This window comes from Paraburkholderia acidicola, assembly GCF_002362315.1.
In the GTDB taxonomy this organism is placed as follows: Bacteria; Pseudomonadota; Gammaproteobacteria; order Burkholderiales; family Burkholderiaceae; genus Paraburkholderia; species Paraburkholderia acidicola.
The window spans coordinates 621,895-633,794 of the sequence record NZ_MTZV01000002.1 but is presented as its reverse complement, the minus strand read 5'-3'; the positions used below and the strand labels follow the sequence as shown (position 1 = coordinate 633,794).

Annotated in this window: 12 protein-coding genes; 10 read left to right on the top strand and 2 right to left on the bottom strand. The window is 62.8% G+C overall.

The annotated features are described in order from the left end of the window. The first annotated feature begins 18 nt into the window (after positions 1-18). The 8 genes from BWP39_RS04955 (at position 19) to cysM (ending at position 7,333) form a co-directional block, all read left to right on the top strand. Entirely contained in the window at positions 19-342 is a 324-nt protein-coding gene (locus tag BWP39_RS04955) for an integration host factor subunit beta (RefSeq protein ID WP_091011497.1), read from the top strand. 288 nt (positions 343-630) lie between these two features. After that, positions 631-924 (top strand): LapA family protein, encoded by a 294-nt coding sequence (locus BWP39_RS04950; protein ID WP_091011498.1) that lies wholly within the window; start codon positions 631-633, stop codon positions 922-924. A 61-nt stretch (positions 925-985) separates the two neighbouring features. Beyond that, positions 986-2,161, top strand: coding sequence for a lipopolysaccharide assembly protein LapB (gene lapB, locus BWP39_RS04945; RefSeq protein WP_096717442.1), 1,176 nt, complete (start codon positions 986-988; stop codon positions 2,159-2,161). Positions 2,162-2,266: 105 nt separating this feature from the next. Continuing rightward, entirely contained in the window at positions 2,267-3,661 is a 1,395-nt protein-coding gene (locus tag BWP39_RS04940) for a UDP-glucose dehydrogenase family protein (RefSeq protein WP_096717440.1), read from the top strand. After that, complete coding sequence (rfaE1, locus tag BWP39_RS04935) at positions 3,636-4,616, top strand: D-glycero-beta-D-manno-heptose-7-phosphate kinase (protein WP_096717438.1); 981 nt, start codon at positions 3,636-3,638, stop codon at positions 4,614-4,616. The genes BWP39_RS04940 and rfaE1 overlap by 26 nt, the downstream gene beginning before the upstream one ends. Positions 4,617-4,704: 88 nt before the next feature. Then, entirely contained in the window at positions 4,705-5,697 is a 993-nt protein-coding gene (gene rfaD, locus BWP39_RS04930; protein ID WP_096717436.1) for an ADP-glyceromanno-heptose 6-epimerase, read from the top strand. 77 nt (positions 5,698-5,774) lie between these two features. Next, complete coding sequence (locus BWP39_RS04925) at positions 5,775-6,125, top strand: ComEA family DNA-binding protein (protein WP_096717434.1); 351 nt, start codon at positions 5,775-5,777, stop codon at positions 6,123-6,125. A 305-nt stretch (positions 6,126-6,430) separates the two neighbouring features. Then, a complete protein-coding gene (gene cysM / locus BWP39_RS04920; RefSeq protein WP_096717432.1) occupies positions 6,431-7,333 on the top strand; it encodes a cysteine synthase CysM in 903 nt (300 codons plus the stop codon). 113 nt (positions 7,334-7,446) lie between these two features. Here the strand turns inward: cysM and mltB are convergent, their stop codons facing one another. Beyond that, the gene (gene mltB / locus BWP39_RS04915) at positions 7,447-8,748 is read right to left on the bottom strand and encodes a lytic murein transglycosylase B (protein WP_207556596.1); all 1,302 of its coding nucleotides are present in this window, start codon (positions 8,746-8,748) and stop codon (positions 7,447-7,449) included. Between the two features lie 223 nt (positions 8,749-8,971). Here mltB and BWP39_RS04910 point away from each other — a divergent pair, with 223 nt between their 5' ends. Both BWP39_RS04910 and BWP39_RS04905 read left to right on the top strand, forming a co-directional pair. Continuing rightward, positions 8,972-9,895, top strand: coding sequence for a histone deacetylase family protein (locus BWP39_RS04910; protein ID WP_096717428.1), 924 nt, complete (start codon positions 8,972-8,974; stop codon positions 9,893-9,895). Between the two features lie 40 nt (positions 9,896-9,935). After that, positions 9,936-10,760 (top strand): enoyl-CoA hydratase, encoded by an 825-nt coding sequence (locus BWP39_RS04905; RefSeq protein ID WP_096717426.1) that lies wholly within the window; start codon positions 9,936-9,938, stop codon positions 10,758-10,760. 11 nt (positions 10,761-10,771) lie between these two features. On the opposite strand, the gene BWP39_RS04900 is transcribed toward BWP39_RS04905, so the two are convergent. Then, positions 10,772-11,659, bottom strand: coding sequence for an alpha/beta hydrolase (locus BWP39_RS04900; protein WP_096717424.1), 888 nt, complete (start codon positions 11,657-11,659; stop codon positions 10,772-10,774). Positions 11,660-11,900 lie beyond the last annotated feature (241 nt).

Sequence of the window (11,900 nt, the reverse complement as noted above, 5' to 3'; positions counted from 1 at the left end):
TTAGGGGTCTGCTGCAGTATGACCAAATCGGAATTGGTCGCCCAGCTTGCTACGCGATTCCCGCAACTTGTTCTCAAGGACGCGGATTTTGCGGTGAAGACGATGCTCGATGCAATGTCCGAGGCGCTTGCCAAAGGCCATCGCATTGAAATTCGTGGCTTCGGCAGCTTCGGCCTTAACCGCCGTCCTTCCCGTGTCGGACGCAATCCGAAATCGGGCGAAAAGGTGCTGGTGCCGGAGAAGTTCGTACCGCATTTCAAGCCTGGCAAGGAGTTGCGCGAGCGCGTCGATCGACGTGCGGGCGAACCGCTGAAAGACGAAGGGCCGGACGACGATCTGTGAGTTTCGGTGCATGCAACGAAACTGTAGCGACCGCCAGCGGCGGATGCCACAGATGCCAGACGGCAAAAAGATCAGAAAAAAGCGCCTGCGGGCGCTTTTTTTTCGCCTGTATGGCGTGCTACACCGAACTGCGGCGGATCCATGCAAGCGGGATCGCCCAGGACACGGGTTCTGTCCAGCGGCGAGAGGCTTCATTTACAATACGGGTCACTTCGGCGCGGGCAGCACCGTGGCGCGATGCGTCATCAGGCCGGCGTCATCCCGCAATCGCCGTCAAGAGATCTACTCATGAAATTTATCGTCTGGTTGATCCGCGTGCTGGTGTTCGTGCTGCTGCTGGTGCTCGCACTCTCCAATACGCAAACCGTCACGTTGAATTTCCTGGCTGGCTATCAATGGCAGGCGCCGTTGATCCTGATTGGCCTCGCGTTCTTCGTCGTGGGGCTGCTGGCTGGCCTCGTATCGTCGTTGCCGGCGCTGTTCCGGTTACGGCTCGAGAACGGCCGCCTGAAGCGCGATCTGCGCGTCGCGCGCGAAACGCCGGTGGTCGTCGAACAACCGCCGCTGCCGCCATTGATGTGAGTTTCCTCATGCCGCGCGCCTCGTGTGCGCGGCTTTTGTTTTCGCCTTCACTACCATTCGCATGGATCTAGACTACTGGTGGCTACTCGTTATACCGGTCGCCTTCGCGCTCGGCTGGATGGCCGCGCGTTACGACCTGAAGACGCTGTTGTCCGAGAGCGCCAATCTGCCGCGGTCCTATTTCCGCGGCCTGAATTTTCTGCTGAACGAACAACCGGATCAGGCGATCGATGCATTCATCGAAGTCGTCAAGCTCGACCCCGAAACCATCGAACTGCACTTCGCACTCGGCAATCTGTTTCGCCGGCGTGGTGAAACAGATCGCGCGATCCGCGTGCATCAAAACCTGCTGAGCCGCGCCGACCTGCCGGTCAAGGAGCGCGACCACGCGCTCTTCGAACTCGGCCAGGATTTTCTGAAGGCCGGTCTGCTCGATCGCGCGGAGGAAACTTTCCGTTCGCTGCAAACGGGCGACCACGCGCTGGGCGCGCAGCGTTCGCTGATGACGATCTACGAGATCGAAAAGGACTGGAACAAATCGATCGATACCGCACGCCGGCTCGAAACCATGGGCGCGGCATCGCTCGAGAAAGAAGTGGCCCAGTTCCACTGCGAACTCGCGCACGAAGCGCTGCAGCAGCAGAAGCCCGACGAGGCACGCCGGCAGATCGCCCTCGCACTGAAAGCCAATCCGCAGAACGTCCGCGCGACCATACTCTCCGGTGACGTGGCCGCAGCTGCGGGCGAGCAACAAGCCGCGATCGCGCAGTGGCGCAAGGTCGAGGAGCAGAATCCGGCCTACCTGCCTCTCGTGGCCGAAAAACTGATGAAGGCGTATGCGGCGCTCGGCCAGCAGGAAGAGGGCGCCAATCTGCTCACGACATGGGTGGATCGCTATCCGACCAACGATCTGCTGGATGTCGCGTATCAGCACGTCGCGGCACTGCGCGGACCCGACGCGGCGCATGCCCTGGCCCGTACGCAGATGCAGAAATCGCCGACGCTCGCGGGCATGACGCGCCTGCTCGAAGCACAGCAGGCAACCGCGGAAGAACCGCGGCGCAGTGAGCTGGATCTGATGCGCACCTTGATCAAACAGCGGACGAAAAATCTGCCGCGCTACACGTGCCAGAATTGCGGTTTTCGGGCACGGCTTTTCTATTGGCAATGCCCGGGCTGTAGCGGTTGGGAAACCTATGCGCCGCGTCGCATCGAACCGATGGCAGCGGCGAGCTGATCACGACAACGCCGGGTGCGCGCGAAGATCGCCGCGCCCGTGCAGTAGCGACACGGTTGAATCATTCACCGGAAACCCACACCGGAACCACCTACCGGAACGCGTATGAAAATCACCATCATCGGTACGGGCTATGTCGGGCTCGTCACAGGCGCGTGCCTGGCCGAAATCGGCAACGACGTCTTCTGCGTCGACGTCGATCCGCGCAAGATCGGCATCCTGAACGGCGGCGGCGTGCCGATTCACGAGCCGGGCCTGAAGGAAATCATCGCGCGCACGCGGGCGGCCGGACGCATCGAGTTCGCCACCGATATTCAGGCGAGCGTCGAACACGGCGACGTGCAGTTCATCGCGGTCGGTACGCCGCCCGATGAAGACGGTTCCGCCGATCTGCAATACGTGCTCGAAGCGGCGCGCAACATCGGCCGCTACATGAATAGCTACAAGGTGATCGTCGACAAGTCGACGGTGCCGGTCGGTACCGCCGAACGCGTGCGTGCCGTTGTCGCAGAAGAACTGGCGAAGCGCGGTCTCGCGGACAGCCCGCAGCATCGTTTCTCGGTGGTATCGAATCCCGAGTTCCTGAAGGAAGGCGCCGCCGTCGACGACTTCATGCGGCCCGATCGCATCGTGCTCGGCATCGACGACGATGCGGCCGGCCAGATCGCGCGCGAAAAGATGAAGCGTCTGTATGCGCCGTTCAACCGCAATCACGAGCGCACGCTGTACATGGACGTGCGTTCCGCCGAATTCACGAAGTACGCGGCCAACGCGATGCTTGCAACACGCATCTCGTTCATGAACGAAATGGCGAATCTTGCGGATCGCGTGGGCGCCGATATCGAAGCCGTGCGTCGCGGCATCGGCTCCGACCCGCGCATCGGTTACCACTTCCTGTATGCGGGCGTCGGTTACGGCGGCTCGTGCTTTCCGAAGGACGTGCAGGCACTGATCCGCACCGCGAGCGAGAGCGGTCACAACCTGCGCATTCTCGAAGCCGTCGAGGACGTGAATCAGGCGCAGAAGGAAATCCTCGTGCGCAAGATTACCGGCGCGCTCGGCGACGATCTGACGGGCCGCACGTTCGCGGTTTGGGGGCTCGCGTTCAAGCCGAACACCGACGACATGCGCGAAGCGCCGAGTCGACGGCTGATCGCGGAACTGCTGACGCGCGGTGCGACCGTACGTGCTTACGATCCGGTCGCGCTGGACGAAGCGCGCCGTGTCTTTGCAATGGATCTCGACGGCGAGCCCGAACAACGCGCGCGCCTGCACTTCGTGAACACCCAGGACGAAACCTTGATCGGCGCCGACGCGCTTGTCATCGTTACCGAATGGAAAGAGTTCAAGAGCCCGGACTTCGCGTACCTGAAGTCGGTGCTGAAGTCGCCGCTGATTTTCGATGGCCGCAACCTGTACGAACCGGAAGCGATGACCGAGCTGGGCATCGACTATCACTCGATTGGACGCCCCTATGTACAACCCTCCCACCGTCCCTGAAGCGTCGACGCCGGTACCCGAACCACGCGTCGTACCGCGCGAGCAGATCGCGCGTGCACGCGTGCTCGTGGTGGGCGATGTCATGCTCGACCGTTACTGGTTCGGCGACGTCAACCGGATCTCGCCGGAAGCGCCGGTACCAGTCGTGCATGTGCAGAAACAGGAAGACCGTCTGGGCGGCGCGGCGAACGTCGCGCGCAATGCGGCGGCGCTCGGTGCGCAGGCCGGATTGCTGTGCGTGGTCGGTCACGACGAACCTGGCGAGCGCATCGTGCAGTTGCTCGGCGACAGCGGTGTCACGCCGTATCTCGAGCGCGACCCCGCGCTGCTGACCACGATCAAGTTACGCGTGCTGTCGCGCCAGCAGCAGTTGCTGCGCGTCGATTTCGAAAACACGCCGGCGCACGAAGTGCTGCTGTCCGGTCTCGCGCGCTTCGATGCACTGCTGCCGCAACACGATGTGATCCTGATGTCCGATTACGCGAAGGGCGGCCTCACGCATGTCACGCGGATGATCGCCAATGCACGCGCGGCGGGCCGGCCGGTGCTGGTCGATCCGAAGGGCGATGACTGGGAGCGCTATCGCGGCGCGACGGTGATCACGCCGAACCGCGCGGAATTGCGCGAAGTGATCGGACAATGGAAATCGGAAGAGGACCTGCATGCGCGGGTCGCGAAACTGCGCGCCGATCTCGAACTCGACGCGCTGCTGCTCACGCGCTCCGAAGAAGGCATGACGCTGTTCGCCGCCGAAGGCATCCTGCACGCTTCGGCGGTGGCACGCGAAGTGTATGATGTCTCGGGTGCCGGCGACACCGTGATCGCCACGCTCGCCGCCATGCTAGGCGCGGGTTTGTCGCTGGTCGAAGCGGTCTCGCTGGCGAATCGCGCCGCGGGCATCGTGGTCGGCAAGCTCGGCACCGCCACTGTCGATTACGACGAACTGTTCCATTGAACCCGCGCCGCGTTTTGCGTCGCGCAGCCATGCGAACGACGCAAGACGCCGCGTAGCAACCGCTACTCTTACTCAACGCAGGACGATCATGACTCTCATCGTCACCGGCGCAGCCGGCTTTATCGGCAGCAATATCGTCAAGGCGCTCAACGAGCGCGGCGAGCAGCGCATCATCGCAGTGGACAACCTGACGCGCGCCGACAAGTTCAAGAACCTCGTCGATTGCGAGATCGATGATTATCTCGACAAGACTGAATTTGTCGAACGGTTTGCGCGCGGCGATTTCGGCAAGGTACGTGCGGTGTTCCATGAAGGCGCCTGTTCGGACACGATGGAAACCGACGGCCGCTACATGATGGACAACAACTTCCGTTACAGCCGCGCGGTGCTCGATGCGTGTCTCGCGCAGGGCACGCAGTTTCTGTATGCGTCGTCGGCGGCGACTTACGGTGGCTCAGACCGCTTCGTCGAAGATCGCACCGCGGAAGCACCGCTGAACGTGTACGGCTATTCGAAGTTTCTGTTCGATCAGGTAATCCGACGTGTGTTGCCGCAAGCGAAGAGCCAGATTGCCGGCTTCCGCTATTTCAACGTGTATGGCGCGCGCGAAACGCACAAGGGCCGCATGGCGTCGGTGGCGTTTCACAACTTCAACCAGTTCCGCGCGGAAGGCAAGGTCAAGCTGTTTGGCGAATACAACGGCTACGGCGCAGGCGAACAGACACGCGACTTCGTCTCCGTCGAAGACGTGACGAAGGTGAACCTGTTCTTCTTCGATCATCCGGACAAGTCGGGTATTTTCAACCTCGGTACCGGACGCGCGCAGCCGTTCAACGACATCGCGACGACGGTCGTCAACACGTTGCGGGCGCTGAAAAACGAGCCGGCACTGTCGCTTGCCGAGCAGGTGCAACGCGGACTGATCGAGTACGTGCCGTTTCCCGATGCGCTGCGCGGCAAGTATCAGTGCTTCACGCAGGCCGATCCGACGAAGCTGCGTGCGGCCGGTTACGATGCGCCGTTCCTGACGGTGCAGGAAGGCGTCGATCGCTACGTGCGTTGGCTGTTCGGCCAGCTATAAATCCCTCTCGCGGTTTCTTAAACTGGACTCTCCTGGTCGGCGATCGGCGCCGACTGGTTGCATCAAGGAGAGTCCAGATGTTCCGAAAAACCATCATTACGGCGGCGATGCTCGCCGCGTTCGGTCACGCCTATGCGGCCGTCGACGTCAATACGGCGAACGAGGACGCACTGCGCGGTATCAGGGGTATTGGCGCGTCGAAGGCCAAAGCGATTCTCGAAGAGCGCACCGCGCACGGTCCGTTCAAGGATGCGGGCGATCTCGGCAAACGCGTCAAGGGTATGGGTGGGCATACCGTCGAGCGCCTGCAGGCGGAGGGTCTCGCTATCGGTCCGGCTGGCGCTGCTGCTGGCGCACAGGCTGCGGCAAAGGCCGCGCCCGCAAACCCTGGTGTGAAAAACGGCGCGGCGACGGTAGCGAAGAAGTAGCTGCGTGCGATCAGGGCGGTGTTTGCCGCCCTGCGCGGTTTCTTGCCGGGCGCGCGCGAGGCGCTTGCTTCTGTCGGCTCATCCCTTCAGGTCGCTCCTTCAGCCGTCTTCTAATGACTGGCTCCCGCGGCGATATTCGCCGCGGTTTTTTGCGTTTCAGGCGCGATTGTGTGTGGTGGGCGCAACGTCTCGCACCTGCTGTCGTTTCGGACAACTGCCCGCGTTGCGACGAGGGGTAGACAGCGAGGCTGGGCGCGGTGGTTTAGAATCGGCAGATTATCGATCGTCCGGCAAAGCAAACGCACATGGCTTACAAAACAATTGAAGACACGATCGGCAATACGCCGCTCGTCCAGCTCGTCCGCCTGCCGGACGACGAGATCCGCAGCCGCAACAACGTGATTCTCGGCAAGCTCGAGGGGAACAACCCGGCCGGTTCGGTGAAGGATCGTCCGGCGCTGTCGATGATCAACAAGGCCGAAGCGCGCGGACGCATCAAGCCCGGCGATACGCTGATCGAAGCGACGAGCGGTAACACCGGCATTGGGCTGGCAATGGCCGCGGCGATCCGCGGCTACAAGATGGTGCTGCTCATGCCGGAAGACCTGTCGCTCGAACGGCGCCAGAGCATGGCCGCCTACGGCGCGCAGATCGTGCTCACGCCGGTGACGGGCGGCATGGAGTACGCACGCGATCTCGCCGAGCAGATGCAGCGCGACGGCAAGGGCGTGATCCTCGATCAGTTCGCGAATCCCGACAATCCGCTCGCACACTACGAATCGACCGGCCCGGAAATCTGGCGCGATACCGAAGGACGCATTACGCATTTCGTCTCTGCGATGGGCACGACCGGCACGATCATGGGCGTGTCGCAGTATCTGAAGGAACAGAGCCAGGCGGTGGAGATTATCGGTGCGCAGCCGGAAGAGGGTTCGCGTATTCCAGGTATTCGCAAATGGCCGGAAGCCTATCTGCCGAAGATCTTCGATCGCACCCGTGTCGATCGCACTGAGAATGTCAGCCAGGCCGCGTCCGAGGCGATGGCGCGGCGGCTGGCATCGGTGGAGGGGATTTTCTGTGGGATCTCGTCAGCGGGTGCCTGCGAGGTGGCAATGCGGATTGCGCGTCAGGTCGAGAATGCGACCATCGTGTTTATTGTTTGCGATCGTGGGGATCGGTATCTGTCGACGGGTGTGTTTCCGGCCTGAGGTTCTCGCAACGCGGATTCTTGCAACGAAACGCCAGCAAAAAGCGCCGGTTTTGAAGCCGGCGCTTTGCGTTTCACGCTGCGGAGCGATTGCGCTATCCAGCGCGCCGCATCCTACTGATTGCCTGGATTTGAACCACTGTTTATTCCCGGACTAATCCCCGGATTCAACGCAGGACTCGGCTCAACGTTCGGCGCCTGATCGCCCGGCGTCGCATCGCCGGTTGCTTCCATCTGCGCCTTGATGCGCTGACCAAGCTGATACACGGCGAGCGCGTAGAAGAAGCTGCGGTTATAGCGCGTCAATACGTAGAAGTTCTTCAGACCCAGTTCGTATTCGGTCGGCCGTCCCGGAGACGGCAAATCGATCACCGTGACCGGCGTACCTGCTTCCGACGCAATGTCGAGGTTCGGTTCGTTGAGCAGCATACCGGCGCGCAGCAACTGGGCGAGCGGCCAGTGCGGTTCCGGCTGACCGTCAGCAGCAGCTTGCGCGATGCCGATGCTGCCTGGATCGCTGGTAATTTTCCACACCACCGGCCGGCCGTTCTCCCAGCCGTTCTGCTTCAGATAGTTCGCGACGCTGCCGATCGCATCGGCCTGGCTCGTGCGCAGGTCGATCTGCTTGTTGCCGTCGTAGTTGACTGCGTATTGCACGATGCTGCTCGGCAGAAACTGCGGAATGCCGATCGCGCCCGTGTAGGAGCCGAGCACGGTAGTCGGATCGATCTGCGAATCGCGCGTCCACACCAGATAGTCTGCGAGATTCTTGCGGAACGTCGCCTGACGGTCGGCGCGATTCGGGGTGCCCGGGTAATCGAAGGTCAACGTCGTGAGCGCATCGAGCACACGGAAGTTGCCCATGAAGCGCCCATAAATCGTCTCGACACCGATAATGCCGACGATCACTTCAGGCGGCACACCGAACTCGTCGTACGCGCGTTGCAGCGTCGCCTGGTTGTTGCGCCAGAAACGTACACCTGCGTTGATGCGTATCTGATCGAGAAAGCGCGCCTGGTACACGCGCCAGTTCTTGATCGACGGCGACGCCGCGGGCGTGACGAGCTTCACCGCAGTCGCCGAATAGCTGACGCGCGCGAACAGCGCATGCAACACGGACGGATCGAAGTCGTAGCGCGCAACCATGTCGTTGATAAACGCATCGACGTCCGCGTTGTTCGCGTAGCGCTGCGGAACGATCTCTTCTTCGAATGTCTGCCCTTGCTGGACCGTCGCCTGAGGCTGGCTTTGCGCGAGCAATGCGGGCTTTGGATTCACGGTCTGCGCACTCGCGGCACGGCTGCCGGCGAACCCGCACGCAGCGATCAGCGCCATCACGAGCACTGTTGCGCTGAACCGGTTCGATGCGTGCGTGGACGTGAATGTCGAGGCGGGCAAAGCAGACGTAACGGTCATAGGGGACGGGCTGGGCAGGGGCGGAAAAGGACCGGGCCAGTATACCCGACGACATCGGCGGCGCCGGTGCATGTGGTGACCGCAGAACAAAAGCGCATAACCCATGCGCGGCCGGGAGCGATGCGCCGTCGTGTGGTAACTTGGCGCTAATTGCGCGCATTCCCGCTGCGCGCCCAGACGGAGACATGTCGCGCACGCATGGCGTCGCGCGGCTCGACGATTCATGGCCACAGGCTTCTATTCCCACACCGATTGTCTGCAGCACGAGATGGGGCAATGGCATCCCGAATGCCCCGCGCGCCTGCAGGCGATCGAAGATCAACTGATCGCGAGTCGCATCGATGGGCTGATCGAACGCGATACGGCGCCGCCCGCCGACGAAGCCGCGCTGCTGCGTGTGCATACCCAGGCGCATATCGACTACATCCGCAGCCGCGCGCCATCCGAAGGCTATGCGGAGATCGATCCCGACACATCGATGAATCCGCATTCGTGGCAGGCCGCATTGCGCGCTGCCGGCGCAGCAATCACCGCGACCGATGCGGTGATCGAAGGTCGTTACGACAATGCTTTCTGTAGCGTGCGCCCGCCGGGTCACCATGCGGAGCCTGCGCGCGCGATGGGCTTCTGCTTCTTCAACAACGTTGCGATTGCGGCGCGTCATGCGCTGGAAGTGCACGGTCTTGCGCGTGTCGCGGTCGTCGATTTCGACGTGCATCACGGCAACGGTACGGAAGCGGCGTTCTCTGGCGACTCGCGCGTGCTGATGTGCAGCTTCTTCCAGCATCCGTTCTATCCGTTCAGCGGCGCGGACAACCAGGCGCCGAACATGGTGAACGTGCCGATGCCCGCGCGCTCGAAAGGCATGGAGGTGCGCGAGGTGGTGGACCTGCTATGGCTGCCGCGGCTACACGCGTTCAAGCCGGAGATGATCTTCGTGTCGGCGGGCTTCGATGCGCATCGCGAAGACGATCTCGGCAACATGGGGCTCGTCGAAGACGACTACGCCTGGATCACCGGACAGATTCGCGAGATCGCGGACCGCTACGCGCAGGGCCGGATCGTCAGTTGTCTCGAGGGCGGTTATAACCTCTCTGCGCTCGGTCGCAGCGTCGTGGCGCACGTGCGGGCGCTGGCGGGAATTTAAGGCCGCTCCGTTACGCTGCGGCTACGCAAAGGAACAAGTCATGAGCGGCACTTCGCAGATTCCCGTATCAGACAAAACCGATCGCGCATCACTCGTCGACGTTAAGCACGACGCGTACGGTGTGCGCGACCTGGTCTGCCTGACACTGAACCGGCCCGATGCGTTCAACGCGCTGTCGGAGGCGCTGCTCGACGAACTGCAAACACAGCTCGCATCGCTCGAACATTCGGAGGCGCGCGTGGTCGTGATCGCTGGCGCGGGTCGCGCGTTTTGCGCGGGGCATGACCTGAAGGAAATGCGGGCGGCGCCGTCGGCGGGCTACTACGAGGCGCTCTTCGCGCGCTGCACGAAGATGATGCTGACTGTCCAGCGTCTGCCGCAGCCCGTCATCGCGCGAGTGCATGGCGTGGCGACCGCGGCGGGCTGTCAACTGGTCGCGATGTGCGATCTCGCCGTCGCCGCCGATTCCGCGCGCTTCGCGGTATCGGGCGTCAACCTGGGGCTGTTCTGCGCGACGCCGTCGGTGCCGCTATCGCGCAACCTGTCGCGCAAGGCCGCGCTCGAAATGCTGCTGACCGGCGAGTTCATCGATGCGCAGCGCGCGCTACAGCAAGGGCTCGTCAACCGGGTCGTGCCGCTCGACGAACTCGACGCGGCGGTTGCCACACTGGCGTCGAGCATCTGCGCGAAACCGCGCGAGGCGGTGCGCGCGGGGAAAGGGCTCTTCTACCGCCAACTCGAAATGGGCATCGGCGCCGCATATCAGCTTGCTGGTCAGACGATGGCCTGCAACATGATGGATGCCTCCGCGCTTGAAGGCGTGCAGGCGTTCATCGACAAACGCCCGCCTGACTGGCAGCGCTGAACCGACGCACGTCAGGCCGCGCGCTTCACGATCCACTCGATCAACGCATCGATCACCTGCTTGCGATCGAGGTCGTTCATCGTCTCGTGGTAACTCCCCTCGTACAGCGTGAGCGTCTTGTCGGGCGAGCCCGCCTGCGCGCCGAACGTCCGGCTGCCGTCGGGTTCGGTGAGCTTGTCCCGGGTGCCGTGATAGACGAGCAGCGGTAGCCGCAAACCGGCCCGGCCGCGTTCGATGCGCGTCATCGCGAGCAGGATCTCGGCGCCCGTGCGCGCCGGTACCGCGCCGTGATGGACGAGCAGATCGTGCAGGTTGTTGTCGACGACTGCCGGATTGCGCGACAGCAGCGCCGCGTCGATCTTGAGGGCCGGGAAACGCGGCCATACGCGGCTGATAATCCGGCTCAGCCCGATCATCCAGCGTGGCACGTCGCGGCCGGGGGCCAACGCCGGACTCGACAGGATCAAGCCGGTCAACCGACGGCCGCGACTCGCAGCCCGTTCGATCGTATACAGCGCCGCGATCTCGCCGCCCATGCTGTGCCCCATCAGGAAAAGCGGCGCGCTGCTGCGGGCGGCAGCGTCGAGCAACGCATCGGCATCCTGCAGATAGTCGTCGAAACGCTCTACCCACACGCGCAAGCCGGGCGCGCGGCCGTGACCGCGCAGATCGATGGCGAACAGTTCGATGCCCGCCGCGTTCAGCTGTTGTGCCAGCGCTGTATAGCGGCCCGCGTGCTCCGCGAGGCCGTGCACCAGCGCGACGGTTGCGCGGGGCGCCGCCACGGGCCAGCGGTACAGCGGTAGCTCGATACCGTCGCCGGTGACGACGTTCGATACCTCGGGCGCCTTACCGGCCGTGGGCACGGTGGTGGCGGCAACAGACTGGGGTGTCTCCATGGGCGGGGGTCTCCGTCGCGGTTGTTCTGAGATTCGCCCGATCATAGTGGCAGCGGCGAAGCGGGCGTACAGATGATGACCGCGGGTGTCCTCTAATGCTCTCCCGTTATGAAAAGATCGGAATTGATTATTAAGGGAAATGTCGACGCTGCGGTAAAATCGCCGGCCATCCTCTATCAAGGCGGCGGTTGACCTTTGCGATCATCGCGACGGACGATCCGTCGTCCGGCAGACCGCCGTC